This window comes from Metapseudomonas otitidis, assembly GCF_011397855.1.
Taxonomy (GTDB): Bacteria; Pseudomonadota; Gammaproteobacteria; order Pseudomonadales; family Pseudomonadaceae; genus Metapseudomonas; species Metapseudomonas otitidis.
The window spans coordinates 2,124,002-2,146,854 of record NZ_AP022642.1 but is presented as its reverse complement, the minus strand read 5'-3'; the positions used below and the strand labels follow the sequence as shown (position 1 = coordinate 2,146,854).

Annotated in this window: 19 protein-coding genes; 12 read left to right on the top strand and 7 right to left on the bottom strand. The window is 68.6% G+C overall.

Annotated features, from left to right (window positions below; all coding sequences use genetic code 11):
• Positions 1-72: 72 nt before the first annotated feature.
• Entirely contained in the window at positions 73-1,374 is a 1,302-nt protein-coding gene (gene guaD / locus PotMrB4_RS10020; RefSeq protein ID WP_172433145.1) for a guanine deaminase, read from the top strand.
• A 66-nt stretch (positions 1,375-1,440) separates the two neighbouring features.
• Here the strand turns inward: guaD and PotMrB4_RS10015 are convergent, their stop codons facing one another.
• The gene (locus PotMrB4_RS10015; protein WP_044409057.1) at positions 1,441-3,117 is read right to left on the bottom strand and encodes a DEAD/DEAH box helicase; all 1,677 of its coding nucleotides are present in this window, start codon (positions 3,115-3,117) and stop codon (positions 1,441-1,443) included.
• Positions 3,118-3,469: 352 nt separating this feature from the next.
• Between PotMrB4_RS10015 and PotMrB4_RS10010 the strand changes: the two genes are divergently transcribed.
• The 3 genes from PotMrB4_RS10010 (at position 3,470) to PotMrB4_RS10000 (ending at position 5,787) form a co-directional block, all read left to right on the top strand.
• Positions 3,470-4,261 carry a crotonase/enoyl-CoA hydratase family protein gene (locus PotMrB4_RS10010; protein ID WP_044409054.1) on the top strand — a complete coding sequence of 264 codons (792 nt, stop codon included), beginning with the start codon at positions 3,470-3,472 and terminating at the stop codon, positions 4,259-4,261.
• Complete coding sequence (locus PotMrB4_RS10005) at positions 4,242-4,967, top strand: alpha/beta fold hydrolase (protein ID WP_172433144.1); 726 nt, start codon at positions 4,242-4,244, stop codon at positions 4,965-4,967. The genes PotMrB4_RS10010 and PotMrB4_RS10005 overlap by 20 nt, the downstream gene beginning before the upstream one ends.
• An 85-nt stretch (positions 4,968-5,052) precedes the next feature.
• On the top strand, positions 5,053-5,787 hold the full coding sequence (locus PotMrB4_RS10000) for a substrate-binding periplasmic protein (RefSeq protein WP_232060816.1): 735 nt from the start codon (positions 5,053-5,055) through the stop codon (positions 5,785-5,787).
• A 28-nt stretch (positions 5,788-5,815) separates the two neighbouring features.
• Here PotMrB4_RS10000 and PotMrB4_RS09995 read toward each other — a convergent pair whose 3' ends face one another.
• Positions 5,816-7,030, bottom strand: a complete 1,215-nt coding sequence (locus PotMrB4_RS09995; protein ID WP_172433143.1) for a PilT/PilU family type 4a pilus ATPase — start codon at positions 7,028-7,030, stop codon at positions 5,816-5,818.
• 143 nt (positions 7,031-7,173) lie between these two features.
• Between PotMrB4_RS09995 and PotMrB4_RS09990 the strand changes: the two genes are divergently transcribed.
• From PotMrB4_RS09990 to PotMrB4_RS09965, 6 genes are all read left to right on the top strand, one after another.
• On the top strand, positions 7,174-7,452 hold the full coding sequence (locus tag PotMrB4_RS09990; protein WP_044409048.1) for a peptidylprolyl isomerase: 279 nt from the start codon (positions 7,174-7,176) through the stop codon (positions 7,450-7,452).
• Positions 7,453-7,570: 118 nt separating this feature from the next.
• Positions 7,571-8,875: a methyl-accepting chemotaxis protein gene (locus PotMrB4_RS28370; protein WP_044409045.1), complete on the top strand. Its 1,305-nt coding sequence runs from the start codon at positions 7,571-7,573 to the stop codon at positions 8,873-8,875.
• 147 nt (positions 8,876-9,022) lie between these two features.
• Positions 9,023-10,516 (top strand): ArnT family glycosyltransferase, encoded by a 1,494-nt coding sequence (locus PotMrB4_RS09980; RefSeq protein WP_172433142.1) that lies wholly within the window; start codon positions 9,023-9,025, stop codon positions 10,514-10,516.
• A complete protein-coding gene (locus PotMrB4_RS09975; RefSeq protein ID WP_172433141.1) occupies positions 10,509-11,510 on the top strand; it encodes a glycosyltransferase family 2 protein in 1,002 nt (333 codons plus the stop codon). The genes PotMrB4_RS09980 and PotMrB4_RS09975 overlap by 8 nt, the downstream gene beginning before the upstream one ends.
• A complete protein-coding gene (locus PotMrB4_RS09970; protein WP_044409036.1) occupies positions 11,507-11,896 on the top strand; it encodes a GtrA family protein in 390 nt (129 codons plus the stop codon). The genes PotMrB4_RS09975 and PotMrB4_RS09970 overlap by 4 nt, the downstream gene beginning before the upstream one ends.
• Positions 11,893-12,702, top strand: a complete 810-nt coding sequence (locus PotMrB4_RS09965; protein ID WP_172433140.1) for a ChbG/HpnK family deacetylase — start codon at positions 11,893-11,895, stop codon at positions 12,700-12,702. Before PotMrB4_RS09970 ends, PotMrB4_RS09965 begins: the two co-directional genes overlap by 4 nt.
• 9 nt (positions 12,703-12,711) lie before the next feature.
• Here the strand turns inward: PotMrB4_RS09965 and PotMrB4_RS09960 are convergent, their stop codons facing one another.
• Together PotMrB4_RS09960 and PotMrB4_RS09955 are read right to left on the bottom strand one after the other, a co-directional pair.
• Entirely contained in the window at positions 12,712-13,677 is a 966-nt protein-coding gene (locus tag PotMrB4_RS09960) for a FecR domain-containing protein (protein ID WP_172433139.1), read from the bottom strand.
• Complete coding sequence (locus PotMrB4_RS09955; RefSeq protein WP_172433138.1) at positions 13,670-14,209, bottom strand: sigma-70 family RNA polymerase sigma factor; 540 nt, start codon at positions 14,207-14,209, stop codon at positions 13,670-13,672. The genes PotMrB4_RS09960 and PotMrB4_RS09955 overlap by 8 nt, the downstream gene beginning before the upstream one ends.
• Positions 14,210-14,386: 177 nt before the next feature.
• Between PotMrB4_RS09955 and PotMrB4_RS09950 the strand changes: the two genes are divergently transcribed.
• Positions 14,387-17,311, top strand: coding sequence for a TonB-dependent receptor (locus PotMrB4_RS09950; protein WP_232060815.1), 2,925 nt, complete (start codon positions 14,387-14,389; stop codon positions 17,309-17,311).
• A gap of 14 nt (positions 17,312-17,325) precedes the next feature.
• Here the strand turns inward: PotMrB4_RS09950 and PotMrB4_RS09945 are convergent, their stop codons facing one another.
• Positions 17,326-18,837: a GGDEF domain-containing protein gene (locus tag PotMrB4_RS09945; RefSeq protein ID WP_172433137.1), complete on the bottom strand. Its 1,512-nt coding sequence runs from the start codon at positions 18,835-18,837 to the stop codon at positions 17,326-17,328.
• A gap of 161 nt (positions 18,838-18,998) precedes the next feature.
• Entirely contained in the window at positions 18,999-19,913 is a 915-nt protein-coding gene (locus PotMrB4_RS09940; RefSeq protein WP_044409016.1) for a LysR family transcriptional regulator, read from the bottom strand.
• A gap of 96 nt (positions 19,914-20,009) precedes the next feature.
• Between PotMrB4_RS09940 and PotMrB4_RS09935 the strand changes: the two genes are divergently transcribed.
• The gene (locus PotMrB4_RS09935; RefSeq protein WP_074967598.1) at positions 20,010-21,017 is read left to right on the top strand and encodes a sodium-dependent bicarbonate transport family permease; all 1,008 of its coding nucleotides are present in this window, start codon (positions 20,010-20,012) and stop codon (positions 21,015-21,017) included.
• 63 nt (positions 21,018-21,080) lie between these two features.
• Here the strand turns inward: PotMrB4_RS09935 and PotMrB4_RS09930 are convergent, their stop codons facing one another.
• Complete coding sequence (locus PotMrB4_RS09930; protein WP_044409009.1) at positions 21,081-22,670, bottom strand: ABC-F family ATPase; 1,590 nt, start codon at positions 22,668-22,670, stop codon at positions 21,081-21,083.
• Positions 22,671-22,853: the final 183 nt, after the last annotated feature.

Here is a 22,853-nt window from a genome sequence, read left to right as displayed (position 1 = left end):
CCCCGGCGCCCGCTTTTCCACGCCCGCGCGAAACGCGGGCCCTCAAGTACCGCATTGACCGACGAGACTGCCATGAACCGCTTGACCGCCTACCGCTCCGCCCTCCTCCACAGCATCGCCGACCCCGCCGAGGTGGGCGTCGAGGCCTCCTACGAATACTTCGAGGACGGCATCCTGCTGGTGGAGGATGGCCGCATCGCCCGCATCGGCCACGCCCGCGACCTGCTGCCCGAGCTCGACGGCGTGGAGATCCGCGAATACCCCAACGCGCTGATCACCCCCGGCTTCATCGACACCCACATCCACTACCCGCAGACCGGCATGATCGCCTCCTACGGCGAGCAGCTGCTGGACTGGCTGAACACCTACACCTTCCCCACCGAGCGCGCCTTCGCCGACCCGGCCCACGCCCGCGAAGTGGCCGACCTGTTCCTCGGCGAGCTGCTGCGCAACGGCACCACCACCGCCCTGGTGTTCGGCACCGTGCACGCCACCTCCGTGGACGCCTTCTTCGAAGCCGCCCAGGCGCTGGACCTGCGCATGATCGCCGGCAAGGTGCTGATGGACCGCAACGCCCCGGACTACCTCACCGACACCGCCGAATCCGGCTATGCCGACAGCAAGGCGCTGATCGAGCGCTGGCACGGCAAGGGCCGCCTGCACTACGCGGTGACCCCGCGCTTCGCCCCCACCAGCACCCCCGAGCAACTGGAGCTGGCCGGCAAGCTCTACGGCGAATACCCCGGCCTGTACATGCACACCCACCTCTCCGAGAACAAGGCGGAGATCGAATGGGTCAAGTCGCTGTTCCCCGAGCGCAAGGGCTACCTGGACGTCTACGACCACTACCGGCTGATCGGCGAGCGCTCGGTGTTCGCCCACGGCGTGCACCTGTGCGACGAGGAGTGCCAGCGCCTGGCCGAAACCGGCTCTGCCGTGGCCTTCTGCCCCACCTCCAACCTGTTCCTCGGCAGCGGCCTGTTCGACCTGCAGAAGCTGGAACAGCATGGCGTGCGCGTGGGCCTGGGCACGGATGTCGGCGCCGGCACCAGCTTCTCCCAGCTGCAGTCGCTGAACGAGGCCTACAAGGTCATGCAGCTGCAGGGCAAGAAGCTCGACCCGTTCAAGTCCCTCTACCTCGCCACCCTGGGCGGCGCCCGCGCGCTGTACCTGGACGACCACATCGGCAACTTCCAGGCCGGCAAGGACGCCGACTTCGTCGTCCTCGACTACCAGGCCACCCCGCTCATGGCCTACCGCATGCAGCAGGCCCGTAGCCTGGCGGAGAAGCTGTTCGCGCTGACCATCCTCGGCGACGACCGCACCGTGAAGGAAACCTTCGCCGCCGGCCGCTCGGTGCACCAGCGCGCCTGATTTTTTGCACACGTAGAAACGCAACGGGGGGCCAAATGGCCCCCCGTTGCGTTGCAGCAGTGCGGATCAGTCTTCGCGGTAGCGACGCAGCTTCAGCGACTTGCCCGCCACGCGGGTGTCCTTCAGCTTGCCCAGCAGGCGATCAAGGCCCTCTTCGGGCAGCTCGATCAGGCTGAAGGTCTCGCGGATCTGGATACGACCGATGGCTTCGCGCGCCAGACCACCCTCGTTGAGGATGGCGCCCAGCAGGTTCTTCGCGGCGATGCCGTCGCGAGTCCCCAGGGCGGTGCGGCAACGCACGCGGCCTTCGCCGACCGGCAGCGGCGCACGACGCTCGCGGTATTCACCGCGCTCGCCACGCTCACCGTCACGCTCACGGCGCTCGCGGGGCTGGGGAGCACCCGGCACCAGCGGCTGCTCGCGCTCCACGTCCGCCAGGTTCAGCGACTGGCCGTTGGTGGCCTTGCGCAGCAGCGCAGCGGCCAGGGCACGCGGGCTGCAGCCGATGTCGGCGATCAGGCGGTCGAGCAGTTCGCCATGGCTGGCCTCGGCGTCGGCCACCAGGGGGGCCAGGCTGTTGGTCAGCTTCCGGATCCGTGCATCCAGTACCTGGGGCGCGGTGGGCAGGCGGACTTCGGCGACCTTCTGGTTGGTCACGCGCTCGATCACCTGCAGCATGCGGCGCTCGCGCGGGGTGACCAGCAGCAGGGCACGGCCTTCACGACCGGCACGGCCGGTACGGCCGATACGGTGCACGTAGGACTCGGGGTCGTACGGCATGTCCACGTTCACCACGTGGGTGATGCGCGGTACGTCGATGCCGCGGGCGGCGACGTCGGTGGCGACGACGATGTCCAGGCGACCGTCCTTGAGGGACTCGATCACGCGCTCACGCTGGTTCTGGGCGATGTCGCCGTTCAGCGCAGCGGCCTTGTAGCCCTTGGCTTCCAGGGCGGAGGCCAGGTCCAGGGTGGCCTGCTTGGTGCGCACGAAGGCGATCAGCGCGTCGAACTCCTCGACTTCCAGCAGGCGCAGCACGGCACCGACCTTCTGGTCGGCGTGGACCATCAGGTGGGCCTGCTCGATGCGGGCCACGGTCTGGGTCTTGGCAGCGATCTTGACGTGCTGCGGCTCTTTCAGGTGACGCTCGGCGATCGAACGGATCGACGGCGGCAGGGTGGCGGAGAACAGCACACTCTGACGGCTTTCCGGCAGGGCCTCGAAGATCACTTCGAGGTCTTCCATGAAGCCGAGCTTGAGCATCTCGTCCGCTTCGTCCAGCACCATCTGCTGCACGGTGGCGAGCATCTTCTCGTCACGGCGCAGGTGGTCGCACAGGCGGCCGGGGGTGGCCACGATCACCTGGGCGCCCTGGCGCAGGGCCTTGAGCTGCGGGCCCATGGGCGCGCCGCCGTAGACGGCCACGACGTTCAGGCCGGGCATCTGCTTGGCGTAGGTTTCGAAAGCGGTGGCGACTTGCAGTGCGAGCTCGCGGGTCGGTGCCAGGATCAGCGCCTGCGGCTCACGTTTGGCCGGATCGATACGGGAAAGGATCGGCAGCGCGAAGGCTGCAGTCTTGCCGGTACCGGTCTGGGCCTGGCCGATCATGTCGTGCCCGGCGAGGATCACCGGAATCGACTGGGCCTGGATGGGGGAAGGCTCTTCGTAGCCCACTGCAGCGATGGCAGCGAGAACATTGGGGTGAAGGCCGAGCGCGGCGAATCCGCCGATATCCTGGGTCATGGGTATGCCTCATGTGCATCCGCAAAGACCCAAACCCAAAGCTGCATATGCCGAAAGACCTTGTGGGTCACCCTGGCAGCCTGGGAGAGAATTTGCGAGTTGCTTATTGGTTGGAGTGTTACGTCTAGGGTAGTCCGCGATGCGGACGGTGCAGCTGAAGGCGAATGCCCCGAAAGATGCAGTTCCTGAACGGGGCCCGGTTTAGGGCCGGCGCGCATCATACAGTAAAAGCTGACAAGCGCGCAGCGTTTTTCTCACGCAAAGCGCCAGACGGCTCTGGTCGCATGGACAACGCCACACGCAGCGGCTATATCCTCCGAGCCCCCGCCCCTTCCCTCCGAGGACCGCCTCCATGTCCCACGCCCAAACCGGCCGCGTGACCCGCGAACAGCGCGGCCACATCCTGCTGCTCGGCCTCGACCGCCCCGCCAAGCGCAACGCCTTCGACCAGGCGATGCTCGACGACCTGGTGCTGGCCCTGGGGGACTACGAGCGGGACGACGAGGCGCGCTGCGCGCTGGTGTTCGCCCACGGCGAGCACTTCACCGCCGGCCTCGACCTGGCCAACGTGGCCGAGACCTTCCGCAACGGCTGGCAACTGCCCGAGGGCGCCGTCGACCCCTGGGGCACCTTCGGCGGCCCGCGCCTGAGCAAGCCGCTGCTGGTGGCCGTGCAGGGCTACTGCTTCACCATCGGCATCGAACTGATGCTCGCCGCCGACATCAACCTCTGCGCCAGCAACACCCGCTTCGCCCAGATGGAAGTCCAGCGCGGCATCTTCCCCTTCGCCGGCGCCACCCTGCGCCTGCCCCAGGTGGCCGGCTGGGGCAACGCCATGCGCTGGCTGCTCACCGGCGACGAATTCGACGCCCACGAAGCCTTGCGCCTGGGCCTGGTGCAGGAGGTGCTGGCCAGCGAAGAGCTGATGCCCCGCGCCCTCTGGCTGGCCGAGCGGATCGCCGCACAGGCGCCGCTGGGCATCCGCGCCACCCTCGCCTCCGCGCGGCAGGTGGTGAACGAGGGCGAACTCGCCGCCGCCCGTGCCCTGCCGGCAGTCGCCCAGCGCCTGCTGGCCTCGGAGGACGCCCAGGAAGGCCTGCAGGCCATGCTGGAGCGCCGCCCCGGTGCCTTCAAGGGACGCTGAGGCCATCGCACCGCTGCTGATCCTGCTGCCGGGCCTGGACGGCAGCGGACTGCTGTTCGAACCGTTGCGCAAAGGCCTTGCCGGGCGCCTGGACTGCCAGGTGCTCGGCTACCCGACGGTGGCGCCCCAGGACTACGACAGCCTCGCCGAATGGGCAGAACACCAACTGCCGAAAGACCGGCCCTTCATCCTGCTCGGTGAGTCCTTCTCCGGCCCCGTCGCGTTGAAGCTGGCCCTGCGCCGCCCACCCGGCCTGAGGGCTCTGGTGCTGGCCTGCAGCTTCGCCCATCGCCCTCGCCCGGGCATCGCGCTTCTTGAACCGCTGATCCGCCGGATGCCCCTCGACGCCGTGCCGGGTTGGCTGCTGCGCTTCGCCCTGCTGGGTGCCAACGCGCCCGCATCGACCCTGGCGGCCCTGCGCCACAGCCTGTCCCTGGCACCGCCGGCCTGCATTGCCTCGCGCCTGCGCGCCGTCACCACGGTGGACCTGCGTGCGCGCCTGGGCGAACTGCAGGTTCCGCTGCTGTACCTGCAGGCCCGGCAGGACCGGTTGGTGCCGGCACGGGCCGCACGGGCAGTGGCCCAGCGCACCCGAGCCTTCAGCCTGGTCCGCCTGGACGGCCCCCATGCGCTGCTGCAGGCCCACCCCCTGGCCTCGGCGGAAGCCATCGTGGCGTTCTCCCGGCTGCACCTGGGTGTGAACTGATCGCTGGGAAGAGATGACCGCCGTCACCCTGCACCCTCCCGGTGCTTTTCTATAATCGCTGCACCACCTTGGACTGGACTGCCACGTGCCCGCCAAAGCGCCCTGGATCATCGCCCTGCTGTGTCTCGCATTCGGCCTCCAGGCACAACCACGCCAGGTGGACCTGTACCTGCCCGATGCACCACCACTGACCCTGGTCCAGGACGCCAAGGGCCACGGCATCGTCGGCGACGCCGCGCTCCTCGCGCTCAAGCGCGCCGGCTACCGGGTGCGCATCCGCGTCGAGCCCTGGGCCCGGGCGCAGAAAACCGTCATGGACGGCCGCGATCTGCTGATCATTCCCCTCTCCCGCACCCCCGAGCGCGAAGCCCTCTACACCTGGGTGGCCCCGGTCATGGCGCTGGACCGGGTGTTCTTCAGCCTCGACGAGCCGGTGAAGAGCTTCGAGGAAGCGCGCCAGCGCTACCGGCAGATCGGTGTGGGGCTGGGCACCGCCCAGAGCGACATCCTCCACCGCGAAGGCTTCGCCGACGAACAGATCCGCCACCTGGTGCTGGGCGACAAGCCCGCCCAGCTGTTGCTGATGGGGCGCATCGACGCCTGGTTCACCGGCGTGACCGAAGGGCTCTACATCTGGCCCCAGGTCACCGACCGCAAGCTGCACATGAGCCCACCCCTGGCTACCACCGACCTCTACATCGCCTGCTCGCGCCAGTGCGACCCACAACTGGTCGACGCCGTCGCCCACGCCATGCAGGCCCTGCGCGACGAAGGCCGGGTGCAGCGCATCCAGAAGCGCTACCTGCCTGGGGTGCAGTGAACGGGAACGCCCTGCCCGCGCGCAGGTGTCAGAAATGCTTGCCCGGATCTTCCGGCGGCGTTTCCTCGGGCAGCTCCTCCAGCTTCAGCTCCAGGCCCCAGCTGGCTGCGTCCTGGGTACGGGTCGCGGTCGGCGGCGGGGTGGGTGCGGTGGCGGGAGCGGGCGTCGGTGCGGGAGCCGGGCCGTCGCGGTAGAGCTTCAGCTTGAGGCGCAGGTTGTTGGCGGAGTCGGCGTTCTTGATCGCCTCGTCCTCGCTGATGGCGCCTTCCACCACCAGGTCGAACAGCGCCTGGTCGAAGGTCTGCATGCCCAGGGCCTTGGACTTTTCCATGATCTCCTTGATGGAGCTGAAGTCACCGCGCTTGATCAGGTCGCTGATGGTGGAAGTGCCCAGCAGCACCTCCACCGCCGCGCGACGCTTGCCATCGGAAGTGCGTACCAGGCGCTGGGAGACGAAGGCCTTGAGGTTGTTGCCAAGGTCGTTGAGCAGCTGCGGCCGGCGCTCCTCGGGGAAGAAGTTGATGATGCGGTCCAGCGCCTGGTTGGCGTTGTTCGCGTGCAGGGTGGAAATGGCCAGGTGGCCGGTGTCGGCGAAGGCCAGGGCGTGCTCCATGGTTTCGCGGTCGCGGATCTCGCCGATGAGGATCACGTCCGGCGCCTGGCGCAGGGTGTTCTTGAGGGCGGCGTGGAAGCTGCGGGTGTCCACGCCCACCTCGCGCTGGTTGATGATGGATTTCTTGTGCCGGTGCACATACTCCACCGGGTCCTCGATGGTGATGATGTGCCCGCCGCTGTTGCGGTTGCGGTAGTCGATCAGTGCCGCCAGGGAGGTGGACTTGCCGGAGCCGGTGCCGCCGACGAAGAGCACCAGGCCGCGCTTCTCCATCACCACCTTGAGCAGCACCTCGGGCAGCTTGAGGTCCTCGAAGCGGGGGATGTCCAGCTTGATGTTGCGCGCGACGATGGAGACCTCGTTGCGCTGCTTGAAGATGTTGATGCGGAAGCGCCCCACGTTGGGCACCGAGATCGCCAGGTTCATCTCCAGCTCATGGTTGAATTCGACGCGTTGCTCCGGGTCCATGATCGACTCGGCGATACGCGCCACGTCCCCCGGCTTGAGCGGGTCGGCGCTCAGCGGCTTGAGCACGCCATTGAACTTGGCGCAGGGCGGCGCGCCGGTGGACAGGTAGAGGTCCGAGCCATCCTGGGAGGCAAGGACCTTCAGCATCGAAGGGAGATCCATGGGGCGTGTATCCGTGGGGCGGGACAAGGTAACGGTAGGCGAATTTCGCCAGTGGGCACGGCATGTGCCGTGAAGGCGACGAACTGTATGGCCCGACCCGTGGCTGGCACAATGAACGGCTCCACAAACCAAGAGGAAATCCCATGGCCAAGGCCCTTGCCCGCCACATCCTGGTCAAGACCGAGGCGGAAGCCGAACAGATCAAGCAGCGCCTGGCCAAGGGCGAGGACTTCGCCGTGCTGGCGAAGAAGCACTCCATCTGCCCGTCCGGCAAGCGCGGCGGCGACCTGGGCGAAGTGCGCCCCGGACAGATGGTGCGGGTGATCGACCAGGTGATCTTCAAAAAGCCGGTGCGCACCATCCACGGCCCGGTGAAGAGCCAGTTCGGCTATCACCTGGTGCAGGTGTTCTTCAGGGACTGAAACAGTCCTACGCGCACCGTCGAGGCATTCCCCCTCCTCCATCGGCCAGCCCCTCCGGAAGCACCGATGGCCTTCCGCTACCGTGGGCGGCTTTCGAATCTGATAGAGGAAGCCGACCATGTGGTTTGCCAGGAAGAAGCCGGCCGCGCCGCCCGTATCGCTGGGAGAGCTCGAGCTGCGGGCCATCCGCAACGCCATGGCGATGATCGAGTTCAGCCCGGACGGCACCATCCTCGATGCCAACGCCGCGTTCCTGGGCGTCGTGGACTACCAGCTGGACAACGTACTGGGGCGCAACCACAGCCTGTTCTGCACCCCGGAACTGGTGCGCAGCCCGGCCTACGAGGAGTTCTGGCGCCGCCTGCGGGCCGGCGAGCACTTCAGCGACCGCTTCATGCGCCTGACCCGCAGCGGTCGCCAGGTGTGGCTGGAGGCCACCTACATGCCGGTGCTGGATGAAGCCGGCCAGACCATCCGTATCCTCAAGGTCGCCACCGACATCACCCGCCAACTGGAAGCCGAGCACGTCCACGAGAGCTACGTGAACGCCATCAACCACGCCATGGCGGCCATCGAATTCGACCTCGAAGGCAGGGTGGTGGGCGCCAACGCCAACTTCCTCGGCCTGATGGGCTACAGCCTCGACGAGGTGCAGGGCAAGCACCACAGCCTGTTCTGCTGCCCGGACGAAGCCAGCGGCAGCGACTACCAGCACTTCTGGGACCGCCTGCGCCACGGCGAGTACATCTCCGACCGTTTCCGCCGGCTCACCCGCTCCGGCAGCACCATCTGGCTGCGCGCCACCTACAGCCCCCTGTACGACTCCACCGGACGTCCCTACGGCGTGGTCAAATTCGCCACCGACATCACCCCGCAGATGCTGCGGCGCGACACCGAAGCCGCCGCCGCGCAGCTGGCCCAGGACATCGCCCGGGAAACCGACATCACCGCCGACCGGGGCACCCGCACCGTCGCCGAGACGGTCCAGGTGGTCACCGAGATCGCCGACGACCTGGCCGCCGTGGCCGGGCAGATCGAAGGCCTCAACCAGCAGTCGGAGCAGATCACCAATATCGTCCAGGTGATCCGCTCCATTGCCGACCAGACCAACCTGCTGGCGCTCAACGCCGCCATCGAGGCCGCTCGCGCCGGCGACCAGGGGCGCGGCTTCGCGGTGGTGGCCGACGAGGTCCGCCAACTGGCCTTCCGCACCAGCCAGGCCACGGTGGAGATCAAGGCCGTGGTGCAGCAGAACCAGAGCCTGGCGCACGATGCCGTGACCGGCATGGCCACCACCCAGAGCCGCGCACAGCGCGGCGTCGAACTGGCCAACCAGGCCGGCACGGTGATCAACGAGATCCGCTCCGAGGCCCAGCGGGTGGTGGATGCCGTGGCGCAGATCGCCCTTTCCTACACCGACTGACAGCCACCTGCGGAGCCCCTCCGGACGGCGCCCGTCACCCCGGGGGGACTCCGATTGTTCGTACAGCAGCCGTACAGCCAATCTCATCTACGCTTGGCTTCGAGCCTGGACGGCTCCAACGGCACCACAGGGAGCGTATCGACCCTCATGCAGACCTCTCCGACCATGCGCTGGCAGCGACTCGCGATCCCCGTCCTTCTTCTCCTGCTGCTCCTGCGTCTCATCGCCGCCTGGGCACTCCCCCTCACCGACAAGACCGAAGCCCGCTATGGCGAGATCGCCCGCAAGATGTGGGAGACCGGCGACTGGGTCACCCTGTGGCACGACTACGGCGTGCCCTTCTGGGCCAAACCGCCGCTGTCCACCTGGCTCTCCGCCGGCAGCATGGACCTGCTCGGCGCCACGGAGCTGGCGGCACGGCTGCCCTCGCTGCTGCTGGCCGTGGCCACCCTGCTGCTGGCGTGCAGCCTGATCCGCCAGCGCAGCGGCCGTGACGCCGCCCTCGCCTGCGCGCTGATCCTCGGCAGCGGGTTGCTGTTCCTCGGCACCGCCGGCACGGTGATGACCGACTCCGCCCTGCTGTTCTGCGTCACCTTCAGCCTGGTGGCCGTCTGGCGTGCCGTAGTCCTCGGCAGCCGGGCCTGGGGCTATCTGCTGTTCGTCGGGCTGGGGCTCGGCCTGCTGGCCAAGGGCCCGCTCGCCGGCGTGCTGGTGGGCATGCCGGTGTTCTTCTGGGTGCTGCTGGGCAACCGCTGGCGTGCCCTCTGGCAGCGCCTTCCCTGGCTTACCGGCCTCCCCCTGATGCTGGCCATCGCACTGCCCTGGTACCTGCTGGCGGAACACCGCACCCCGGGCTTCCTGAACTACTTCATCGTCGGCGAGCACCTCAGCCGCTTCCTCGATGCCGGCTGGAAGGGCGACAAGTACGGCTTCGCCCATGCCACCCCGCGCGGCATGATCTGGCCCTACACCTTCGCCGCGCTGCTGCCCTGGTCGCTGGTCATGCTGGCCTGGCTGGCCCGTCATGGTCGCCAGTTGCCGCGCCTGGTGCGAGACGAGGACGGCTGGGTGCTCTACCTGGCGCTCTGGACGCTGATGACGCCGCTGTTCTTCACCCTCTCCGGCAACATCATCTTCCCCTACCCAATGCCCATGCTGCCGGGCTGCGCCCTGCTGTTCGCCGAGCTCTGGCTGCGCGCCCGGCGCAACCCCGACAGCGGCATCGCCCTGCCCCTGATCGCCGCCATCGGCGCCCTGCTGCTGGCCGCCGTGCTGGCCGTCAACCATTTCCAGGGGGACCGTTACCTGCGCACCCAGAAGGACGTGATCGCCGCCTGGCGTACCCAGCATCCGTCGCCGGCCAGCGCGCTGGTGTACTGGAGCGACAGCCGCGCCTTCTCCGCCGAGTTCTATTCCCACGGCCGCGCCCGTACCACCGAGGACCCGGAGCAGCTGCGTGCCTGGCTGAGCGGCCGCCCCGGCAGCTTCATCGTCTGCCAGGACAAGGACCTGCGCCTGCTGCCGGCGGACATCCGCGCCCGCTTCGAACCCGTGGCGCAGGTGCGCAACGTCGGCAACACCTTCCTGCTGCTGGGCGAAGCCGCCCCCATCCCGGACATCGAGGGCCATCGCCATGACTGATTACCAGGTGCCCCCCTACCTGCTGTCGCTGCGTGCCCAGGAGCGGCCGGCCGATCCGCTGGTCAGCTGCATCCTGCCGGCCTACAACGAGGCGGCCAACATCGTGCCGATGCTGCAGACCCTGCACACCCTGCTCGACGCCGCCGGCTACCGCCACGAACTGGTGGTGGTGGACGACGGCAGCCGCGACGACACCGTGCAGCAGGTACTCGGCCAGCTGGATGCGCTGCCCGTGACGCTGATCCAGCTGTCGCGCAACTTCGGCAAGGAGATCGCCCTGAGTGCCGGCATCGACCAGGCCCGGGGCGACGTGGCAGTGCTGATCGACTGCGACTTCCAGCACCCGCCGGAGCGCGTCCCGGACTTTCTCGATCAATGGCGCCAGGGCTACGACATGGTCTACAGCGTGCGCGAGCACCGCCGTGGCGAGCCCTGGATCAAGCGCCTGTGCACCCACGCCTTCTACCGCCTGACCAACAGCGGCTGCCGGCACAAGATGCCGCCGGACACCCAGGACTTCCGCGTGCTCGACCGCTGCGTGCTGGAGGCCCTGCGCCAGATGCCCGAGCGCAACCGCTTCATGAAGGGCCTGTACCACTGGGTCGGCTTCACCCAGCGGCCGATGATCACCCGCGTGGACGAACGCCGCGCCGGCCAGAGCAGCTTCAACTACCGGCGCCTGCTGGACCTGGGCATCACCGGGCTCACCGCCTTCTCCAACCTGCCCCTGCGCATCTGGACCCTGGTGGGCTGCGCGATCTCGCTGCTCGCCATCGGTTACGCCTTCTGGGAGCTGATCCGCACCCTGCTGTTCGGCAACCCGATCCAGGGCTGGCCGACCCTGGCCGTCGCGGTGTGCTTCCTCGGCGGAGTCCAGCTGCTGTCCATCGGCATCCTCGGCGAATACGTCGGGCGCATCTTCGACGAGGTCAAGCAGCGCCCCAACTACCTGATCAGCCGCATCAGCGGCCGCGACCGGGAGCCCCGTCCTTGAGCCGCGAGCTGTTCTGGTTCGGCGTGGTCGGCATCAGTGCCCTGCTGGTGCACTTCGCCAGCGTGGCCTGGGTGCTGGTGCCCCTGGGGCTGGCGCCGCTGCTGGCCAACGTGCTGGGCTTCCTGCTGGCCTTCCAGGTCAGCTACTGGGGGCACCGGGTGCAGACCTTCCGCGCCACCGGCGTGCCCCATCGCCAGGCCCTGCCACGCTTCTTCGCCGTCGCCTGCCTGAGCTTCGCGGTCAACGAAGGGCTCTACGCCCTGCTGCTGCAGCACACGGCCCTCGGCTACCGCCCGGCCCTGCTGCTGGTCCTGGTCCTGGTGGCCGGGATGACCTTCGTGCTCGGCAAGCTCTGGGCCTTCCGCCTGCCGGGGAGTGCCGGATGAACCGCCACGCCCGCCCACCCCGTCGGCTGACCCTGTGCGCCGACGACTTCGCCCAGACCGATGCCACCAGCGGCGCCATCCTCGCGCTGCTGGGCGCCGGGCGCCTGTCGGCCACCAGCGTGATGAGCCAGTCGCCGCTGTGGCCCGAGCACGCCCGAGCACTCAAGGCCTTCGACGGCCAGGCGGACATCGGCCTGCACTTCAACCTGACCCATCCGTTCGAGCACGGAACCCGTCCACTGCCCTACTGGCTGCTGCTGAGCCAGCTCCGCGCCTTGCCCCGTGCACGGCTGCAGGACCTGGCGCTGGCGCAGATCGACCGCTTCGCCGAGCACTTCGGCCGCCTGCCGGACTTCATCGACGGGCACCAGCACGTGCACGCCTTCCCGGTGATCCGCGAGGCGCTGCTGGCGGCCATCGAACAGCGCTGGGAAACCATCGCACCGCCCTACCTGCGCGCGCCGGACCGGCTCGCCCACCCCGGCGACAGCGGGCTCAAGGCGCGGGTGCTGGCCAGCGCCTGCCGGGGTTTCCAGCAGCGGGCCAAGGCCCAGGGGCTGCGCACGCCGCCCTGGTTCGCCGGCCTCTATGCCCTGACGCCAGAGGCCGACTTCCCGGGGCTCATGCAGGCCTGGCTGGACGCCTGCCCCGACCGTGGCCTGCTGATGTGCCACCCCGGCCACGGCCCGCGCGCCGCTGACGACCCGATTGCAGACGCCCGGGAACGGGAATACGCCTTCCTCGCCAGCGACGCCTTCATGGAGGCCTGCGCTCAGCGGGACATCCTCCTCACGCGCTTCGGCTGATCCAGCCGCTCAGCGCTGGATGCGCATCCCCCCGCCGACGGCCTCGACCCGTACCCCGTGGCTCTGCGCCAGCATGGCCAGCGCCAGGGGCAGGTCGTCGACGGGGAAGGTGCCGGACACCCGCAGGCTCGCCACGGCGGGTGACCAGGCCAGGGGCCGGTCGCTGTAGCGCATCAGCTCCTGCGCCCATTGCGCCAGCGGCATGTCCTCCGCCACCAGCAGCCCCTTGCACCAGGCCAGGGCGGACTCGCGCGCGGCCTCGACGGCACCGAACCGCTCACGGCTGAAGCGCACCTGCTGCCCGGCCTGCAGGACCGCCTCGTGCGGCACCGCACCCGGGTGGTCGAGGGTCACCTTCACCGCCCCCTGGTAGACGGCGAGCAGGGTCGCGTCCGGGAAGGTGCGGACGCTGAAGCGCGTGCCCAACGCCTGCATCAGCCCCTGCCCGGTGCGTACCCGTAGCGGCCGGGGCGGCACCTGCCGATCCACCGCCGTGGTCACGTACAGCTCGCCGCGCTGCAGGTGCAGCAGGCGCTGGTCGGCGCTGAAGCGCACCTGCAGGGCCGTGTCGCTGTTCAGCGCCACCTGGGTGCCGTCCTCCAGCCACAGCTCGCGGCGCTCACCCCGGGCCGTGAGGTAGTCGACGCCCGCCCGGCTGCGCTGCCACAGCCACCACCCCAGCGGCGCCGAGCAGGTGGCCAGCAGCAGGCTGCGCAGCACCGTGCGGCGGCTGCTGCCAAGCGGGCGGGACAGGGCCTGCCGGGCCAAGCCCGGCGGCAACGTGCCCAGGCAATCCAGCAGCCGCTGGGCACGCTGCCAGGCGCGCGCGTGCTCGGGACCGGCGTGCTGCCAGCGCACCAGCTCGGCCTGTTCGGCGGGTGTCAGCGGCCGCTCCTGCATCAGCAGCAGCCAGGACGCGGCCTGTTCCAGCACGGTGGCAGCGATGGGGTCGCCAGGGGGGCGCAGGTCAGGCATCGGGCATCCGACTCAGGCAGACCAGGTAGCCCTGGTGGATGTACTTCTTCACGGTGGGCAGGGCGATGTTCAGGGCCTCGGCGATGGCCTTCTGCTTCATGCCGTCCAGGGTCGCCATGAGGAACGCCTGGCGCACGGGCGGGCGCAAGGTGTCGAGCAGTGCGTCCACCTCATGCAGCGTTTCCAGGATGACGCTCTGCTGCTCCGGCGAAGGATGCTCCGGCTCCGGCAGCTGCGACAGCGCCTCCAGCCAGGCCTGCTCCAGGGAATGGCGCCGCCGCCAGCTGACCAGCACGCACTGGGCGATGCGGGTCAGGTAGGCGCGGGGCTGCTGGATGGCACCACCCTGCCGGGCATCGCGGCTCACCAGTACCCGCAGGAACACGTCCTGGGCCAGGTCATCGGCGACACCCCGGCCCCAGGAGCGCAACCGGTAGCTCAGCCAGTTGCGCAGCCAGCCGTGGTGCTCGGTGTACAGCGTGGTCACGGGGCAGCGCTCGGCGGGCAGGGTCGGGGATTCGGGGGAAGTCATCGCGGAGGGATCGGCACGGCAGGTCACAAATGAAAACAATTATCACTAAAATCCGGACCACCACAAGCACGGATGAAAACAAGAACGATCCGCATATACCTTTTCCAATCTCGTGCGACAGAGGGAGTGACAGCCCGCAGCGAGTGGCGGGCCACACACCCTACGAGCGAGAGAACCATGCCTGCAGTCCACCGGCACCCCGCCGCTTCGCCCATGCCCATCCGCCTCTCCCCGATCAGCCTGGCCGTCGGCTGGGCGTTGATCGGCTGCCTGCTGGCCGGTGTCACCGCCCCGTCCGTGCAGGCCACCGAGACGACCGCACCCCACGACCGGCCGGACAGCGCCCACGACTACGACATCCCGCGCGGGCCGCTGGGTGCCGCGCTGGGCCTGTTCGCCAGCCAGTCCGGGCTGCTGCTGTCCTACGATGCCGACCTGACGCGGGGCCGCACCGCCCCCGCACTCAAGGGGCGCTACAGCGTGGCGGACGCCGCGCGGCGCCTGCTGGCCGGCACGGAGCTGGACCTGCTGCCCGGAGCCGCCGGCACCTATGTCCTGCTGCCCCGGAGCACGCCGCCCGAGGCCGGGCTCGAACTGAACCCGACGATGGTCGGCGCCACCGCCCTGCTCGACGATCCGCAGGAGGCCTATCGCGCGCCACGTTCCTCCGTGCACCTGACGCGGGAGGACCTGGACCGCTTCGGCACCGTCTCGGTGGGCGACATGCTCAAGGGCGTGGCCGGCGTGCAGGTGGGCGACAGCCGCAACGGCGGCGCGCTGGACGTCAACATCCGCGGCATCCAGGGGCAGAGCCGGATCGCGGTGCGGGTGGACGGCTCGGAGCAGGCGCTGGATGTCTACCGCGGCTACGGCGGCACCCAGCAGCGCAGCTACATCGACCCGGACCTGCTCAGCAGCGTGACCGTGAACAAGGGCCCCAGCCTGCGCTCCGGGGCCATCGGCGGCGCAGTGGAGATGACCACCCTCGGCGTCGACGACATCCTCGTCGACGGCCAGGACGTGGGCCTGCGCGTGACCGGCAACCTCTGGAACAACGGCGTCGAGCCCGCCAGCCGGGACGCCCACTCGCGGACCGAGGACCTCAGCGCCGTCCCCCGCACACAGCGCGGCAACCTGTTCAACTCGGCGGCCGAATCCGGCAGCGCGGCCTTCGCCTTCCACCACGAGCGGGTGGACCTGGTGGCCGCCTACGCCCACCGCAACCAGGGCAACTACTTCGCCGGTAAGCACGGCCAGGACCGCTACCGCCTGTTCGACCGTTGGGGGGACGAGCAGCCCAGCGTGGCCAGCACCTACAACGCCGGTGAAGAGGTGCTCAACTCCTCGGCAGAGACCGAGTCCTACCTGCTCAAGACCACCTGGCGGCTGGACGACGAACAGACCCTGGACCTGGGCTACCGCCGCTTCGACGGGCACATGGGCGAGATCATGCCCTCGGACATCTTCCGTTTCGGCACCGCCGGCATCTACCAGTACCCCACCAGCGACGTGGCGATCGACACCTACACCGCGCGCTACCACTACCTGCCCGCCGACAACCCGCTGCTGGACCTCAACGCCGGCCTGTGGCTGACCGACTCGCAGACCAGCTCCCTCAGCGCCGCCTGGATGGCACCCGCCTCCCAGCTGTACCGCACCGACCGCGCCTGGGCCCGGCAGGACGACCGGCGCATCGGTGGCGACCTGAGCAACGTGTCGCGCTTCAGCACCGACCACGGCGACTTCACCCTGGAGCTGGGTGGCGCCTTCCAGGTGGAGGACCTGAAGCCGCAGAAAAGCGTGGTCGTCACCCAGCACGACATCAACGCCAACCGCATGCTGCGGGACGCCTCGCGCCAGGAGTTCAGCTTCAACGGCAAGCTGGAGTACCAGCCCATCGAGGAAGTCACCCTGTGGGGCGGCGGCCGCTACAGCCACTACCGCACCCGCGACAACACCGTGCTCGCCGAGGCCCGCCGGGCAGACCGCGCCATGCGCTGGATCACGGTGGAAAGCCCCACGGGCTGGGGCAGCATGATGTGGTTCCCCGACCAGAACGGGCAGTACACCGCCGCCACCGACCCGCGCCTGAACAACGGCATCGTCTTCGGCAACAGCAACGAGCCGTTCAACGGCGTGCCCTTCGACAGCTTCGGCGCCACCCAGGTGACGGTCTCCCCCGAGGAGGTCAGCAACGTCGTCACCGGCTACGCCTACACCCCGCAGCGCGACAGCCACGGCGGCGGTTTCGCCCCGGCCTTCGGCGTCAACGTCGAGTTCCTGCCGGACACCTTCGCCTACCTCACCTACACCGAAGGCCTGCGTCAGCCCTCGCTGTTCGAGACCAGCCAGGGCACCCAGCAGGTCACCCCGGGCAAGCACCTCAAGCCCGAGCGCTCGCGCAGCTGGGAGCTGGGCCTGAGCGCTCTGCGCAGCGACCTGCTGGCATCAGGCGACACCGCATCCGCCAAGCTGGCGTTCTTCGACAACGAGATCCGCCACTACATCACCCGCTACTACGACCCGAGCCCGGGCCTCTGGGGGCAGATGACCTTCAGCAACACCGACCGCTACAGCACCCGTGGCCTGGAACTGCAGTCGCACTACGACGCCGGGCGCGTGTTCGCCGACCTCTCGGCCACCTACTACCTGAAGACCGAAACCTGCGACGCCGCCTTCGCCGCCAAGCTGCGCGCCGCCGCCAGCCCCTACCAGCGCACCCAGGACACACCGGACTGCACCCCGGGCAGCTACATGGGCTCGTACACCAACACCCAGAACCCGCCCCGGTTCTCCACCAACCTGCTGGCCGGCCTGCGCTTCTTCGACGAGACACTGACCCTGGGCGGGCGCATGACCCACACCTCCGGCCCCACCGCGCAGCTGGACAAGCCCTGGCAGACCGGCGCCACCACGCCGCAGATCGACTACCGCGCGGTGACGCTGTACGACCTGTTCCTCACCTACAAGGTGCTGGAGCACGCCGAGCTGAACCTGTCGGTGCAGAACCTCACCGACCGCTACTACCTGGACCCGCTGGCGCAGAGCTTCATGCCGGCCCCGGGGCGCACCTGGCGGCTCGGCGTGCAGGCGCGGTTCTGACACGCGGCCCGATGCTAGGCCGGCCCGGCCAGCTCCACGCGGTTGCGGCCAGCGTCCTTGGCCCGGTACAGCGCCTGGTCGGCCGCCTCCACCAGCGCCAGCTCGCCCCCCAGCAACGCCGGGCCCTGCAGGGTCGCCACGCCGATGCTGGCGCTGACCCGGCCCAGCGGGCTGGCACTGTGGGGAATCGCCAGTTCCGCCAGGCGCTCCAGGATGGCCTCGCCCACGGCCTGTGCGCCGGCCAGGTCGGTGCCGGGCAGGATCACCGCCATTTCCTCCCCGCCGTAGCGGGCGGCCTGGTCGCTCGGGCGCCGTACGCACCCCTGCAGGGCCTCGCCCACCGCCTTCAGGCACTCGTCCCCGGCGATGTGCCCGTAGGCGTCGTTGAAGCGCTTGAAGTGATCGATGTCCAGCAACAGCAACGACAGCGGCGTCCGTTCCCGGTAGGCACGCCGGGCCTCGGTGGTGAGGGTCATGTCGAAGCCGCGCCGGTTGGCCAGCCCGGTGAGCGGGTCGCGGGAGGCCAGGGCCTCCAGCCGGGCATTGCTCAGCAGCAGGTCCTCGCGGGTCGCCATGAGCAGCCGCTCGGTGCGGATGCGCCGGCGGATGTCGCGGATCAGCAGGTGCCCGACGATGCCGATGCCCCCCAGCATCGCCGTGGCCACGCCCACGGTGAACTGCGTTTCGGTGCGCCAGGCCTGCAGGGTCTCGCCCTTGCCGACGGCCACGGTGGTGACCAGGGGCAGGTGTTCGTTCTTGCGGAAGGCATACAGGCGGTCGACCCCGTCCAGGCTCGACGTGAGCGCCGCCGTGCCCACCGAGTGCCCCACCAGGTACTGGGTGTAGATGGGCGACCCGGAGAAATCGTGGGTCATGTCCTGCTCACGGAACGGGTAGCGCACCAGCATCTGCCCGTTGGTGAAGGTGAGCGCGATGGCCCCCTCGGTGCCCACGTCGATCTTGCCGAACAGCCGGAGGAAGTTCTCCACCCCCAGCGTGACCGCCACCACGCCGGCGAAATGGCCGGGCGCGTCCTCGAAGCGCCGGCTGACGGTGATCACCCAGGCCCCGGTGGCGCGGCTGCGGATCGGCGGGCCGATGTGCACCTCGCGGGTCGGGTTGTCGCGGTGAAAGAGGAAGAAGGCCCGGTCACCGCTGTTGGCATTGGCCGGGACCTCGCCATTGGAGGACATCAGCCAGTTGCCCGCCGCGTCGTAGATGACGATGCCGTTGAGCTGGCTCATCAGCAGCTGCTGCTGGTCCGCCAGGGCATGCAGGCGCTTCATCTGCTCCGGCCCGGTGCCCTCCGCCTCCAGGCGCTCCATGAAGCCCAGCAGCAGCGTCGAACTCTGCCGGACGATGCCTTCGGCGTAGGTGTCCAGCGCCTGGGTCAGGTTTAGGCTGTGCACGTAGGCTTCATGCAGGGTGCGCTCACGCGAGGCCCAGACCTTCCAGCCGACCAGGGCGATGAGCGAGACCACGATGATGGCCAGGAGCAGAGCGGTAAGACGGATATCACGTTTCACAAATGCACCACGCAGACTTCCATTTCAGGCGATGCGACGCTGCAAACCCTCGGCGAGTCGCATCGCACCCCTGACAACCTGGAAAAACAGACGACCGGCCACCCGCTCGCCCCGTATCAAACACCCGAACCGATGACAGCATCGGGGGGCCTGGAGGCGCCCTACTGCGACTGGCGCTGCCGGTACCAGGCCTGGGCCATGTCATCGAGGTGGGTGAGGAACACCGTCGCCAGGGGCGACAGGCGCTTGCCCCGAGGGTAGAGCGTCCACCAGTTCGATTGCAGCGGGAATCCCTGCACATCCAGCACGGCCAGTTGCTCGTGCTCGACGATGGGTGCCAGGGCATGGCGGGAAATGACCGACAGCCCCATTTCAGACGCCACCGTCTGCTTGATCGCCTCGTTGCTGCCCAGCTCCACCCAGACCTGGGGCACGAAGCCGACCTGCTGGAAATGCGCATCGCAGGCCAGCCGCGTACCGGAACCACGCTCGCGGAGGATGAAGCGCTGCTCCGCCAGGTCTGCCAGGGTCAGCCCCTGCCGGCCAGCCAGGGGGTGCGACTGGCTGGCGATCACCACCAGCGGGTTGGGCAGGAAGGCGTGGGTCTCCAGCTCCAGGTCGGCCGGCGGCATGGAGAGGATGTAGAGGTCGTCGCGGTTGTCCCGCAGGCGCGCCAGCACTGCATCACGGTTGAGCAGCTCCAGGGCGATGTCGATCTGCGGGTGGCTGGCGCAGAAGCGTCCGAGCAGGCTGGGTACGAAGTACTGCGCGGTGCTCGCCACCGCCAGGCGCAGGCGCCCCCGGGTCAACCCGCGCATGCCGTCGATGCGCTGCTCGAACGAGCCCCACTCCTCCACCATCGCCTGGGCCGTCTCGGCCAGCGCCTCGCCGGCCTCGGTGAGGTACAGGCGCCGGCCGATCTGCTCGTACAGCGGCATGCCCACCGCCTCGGACAGCTCCTTGAGCTGCATCGACACGGTGGGCTGCGTCACGTGGCAGGCCCGGGCGGCAGCGGTGATGCTGCGGTGCTCGGCCAGGGCGAGGAACAGGCGCAATTGCCGGAACGTCGCATTCATAACCTTTCCTCTAATCTTTGCATCGCAATTATTGATTTTTGATTATGCATCTTGCGCACTAGCCTATGGCCATCCCTGCTCCCCTGGAAACCGACGATGGCCAACTTCCTCGACCCCGCGATCCTCTTCTTCCTCTTCGGCATCTTCGCCGGCCTGCTGAAGTCCAACCTGGAGATCCCCGCACCGATCTCCCGCTTCCTCTCGCTCTACCTGCTGATGGCCCTGGGCCTGAAAGGCGGCTTCGCCCTCGCCGCCTCCGGCTTCACTCCAGAAGTGGCGCGCTCCCTGGGCCTGGCCGTGGTGCTCGCGCTGCTGGTGCCGGCGCTGGCCTACCAGCTGCTGCGCCGCCTGCTCAACGGCTTCGACGCCGCGGCCCTGGCCGCCACCTACGGCTCGGTCAGCGCGGTGACCTTCATCACCGCCATCCAGTACCTGGAGAACCAGGGCCTGCCCTATGGCGGGCACATGGCTGCAGCCATGGCGCTGATGGAGTCGCCGGCGATCATCATCGCCGTGGTGCTGGCCAACACCCTGCGCCACCGTGCGCCCGCCCCGGCGGCGCTGGCCACGCCGTCGGGCACCCTGGCGGTGGGCGGTGCCCCGAGCGGCGGCGTCGGGCTGGGCAAGGTGCTGCACGAGTCCCTCACCGACGGGGCCCAGTTGCTGCTGCTCGGCGCCATGCTGGTGGGCCTGGTGACCGGCGCCAAGGGCCAGGCCGCCCTGGCACCGTTCTCGGTGGACCTGTTCAAGGGCATGCTCGCCTTCTTCCTGCTGGACATGGGCCTGCTGGCCGCACGCAACCTGGGTGACCTCAAGGGCCGTTCGCCCTGGCTGCTGCTCTATGCGCTGGCCGCCCCGCCGGTGCATGCCTGCCTGGCCCTGGGCCTGTGCGTGCTGGTCGGAGTCGAAGCCGGCAACGCCGCGCTGCTGATGGTGCTGGCGGCCAGCGCCTCCTACATCGCCGTGCCGGCGGCCCTGCGTTTCGCCATCCCCGAGGCGAGCCCCTCGCTGTACTTCGGCATGTCCCTGGGGATCACCTTCCCCTTCAACATCCTGCTGGGCATCCCGCTGTACGTCGGCCTGGCCCACCGGGTGCTGGGCTGAAGCCGGCACGCCTGCGGAAACGAAAAACCCCGCCTGAGCGGGGTTTTTCCTGTCCGGTCGTGATCAGACGATCACGCCCTGGCTGCGCAGGTAGTCGTCGTAGGTGCCGCTGAAGTCGGTCACGCCGTTCTCCGACAGCTCGATGATGCGGGTGGCCAGGGAGCCGACGAACTCACGGTCATGGCTGACGAAGATCAGCGTGCCCGGGTAGTTCTCCAGCGCCAGGTTGAGCGCCTCGATGGATTCCATGTCCAGGTGGTTGGTGGGTTCGTCCATCACCAGCACGTTGGGCTTCTTCAGGATGAGCTTGCCGAACAGCATGCGGCCCTGCTCGCCCCCGGAGATGACCTTGACCGACTTCTTGATGTCGTCGTTGGAGAACAGCATGCGGCCGAGGGTGCCGCGCACCAGCTGCTCGCCGCCCTGGGTCCACTGGGCCATCCAGTCGAACAGGGTCATGTCGTCCTCGAAGTCCTCGGCGTGGTCCTGGGCGAAGTAGCCCACGTCGGCGCTCTCGGTCCATTTCACCTCGCCGGCCATCGGCGCCATCTCGCCCACCAGGGTGCGCAGCAGGGTGGTCTTGCCGATGCCGTTGGGGCCGATGATGGCGACGCGCTCGCCGGCCTCGATCTGCATGGACAGGTTCTTGAACAGCGGCGTGCCGTCGAAGCCCTGGCTGACCCGCTCCAGGGTCACCGCCTGGCGGTGCAGCTTCTTGTACTGCTCGAAGCGGATGAAGGGGCTGACGCGGCTGGACGGCTTGACCTCTTCCAGCTGGATCTTGTCGATCTGGCGGGCACGGCTGGTGGCCTGCTTGGCCTTGGAGGCGTTGGCCGAGAAGCGGCTGACGAACTGCTGCAGTTCGGCGATCTGCGCCTTCTTCTTGGCGTTGTCCGAGAGCAGGCGCTCGCGGGCCTGCTCGGCGGCGGTCATGTACTCGTCGTAGTTGCCCGGGAACAGGCGCAGCTCGCCGTAGTCCAGGTCGGCCATGTGGGTGCAGACGCTGTTCAGGAAGTGACGGTCGTGGGAAATGATGATCATGGTGCTGTTGCGCGCGGTGAGCACGCCTTCCAGCCAGCGGATGGTGTTGATGTCCAGGTGGTTGGTCGGTTCGTCCAGCAGCAGCACGTCCGGATCGGAGAACAGCGCCTGGGCCAGCAGCACGCGCAGCTTCCAGCCCGGGGCCACGGCGCTCATCGGGCCGAAGTGCTGGTCCAGGGGAATGCCCAGGCCCAGCAGCAGTTCACCGGCGCGGGATTCGGCGGTGTAGCCGTCCATCTCGGCGAACAGCACTTCCAGCTCGGCCACGGCCATGCCGTCGTCCTCGCTCATCTCCGGCAGGCTGTAGATGCGGTCGCGCTCGGCCTTCACCTTCCACAGCTCGGCGTGGCCCATGATCACCGTGTCGATGACGGTGAAGTCCTCGTAGGCGAACTGGTCCTGGCGCAGCTTGCCCAGGCGGGTATTGGGTTCGAGCATCACCTGCCCGCCGGACGGCTCCAGCTCGCCGCCGAGGATCTTCATGAAGGTCGACTTGCCGCAGCCGTTGGCACCGATCAGGCCGTAGCGGTTGCCGTTGCCGAACTTGACGGAAACGTTTTCGAACAGCGGCTTGGGGCCGAACTGCATGGTGATGTTGGCGGTGGAGATCACGGGCGGAATCCTGGGCTGGGCGTGCTGGCACGCAAAAAAGGGCGCGATTGTAGCCGTTTAGGGCCCCCAGCGGGGAGCCGCCTGGCGAGCAGGACGGGTGAGGCCGCGACATTGCCCCTTCAGAAGGCCGAGCACCGCCATGAAAAAGCCCCGCCGAAGCGGGGCTCGTTCATCCTGCCTGCC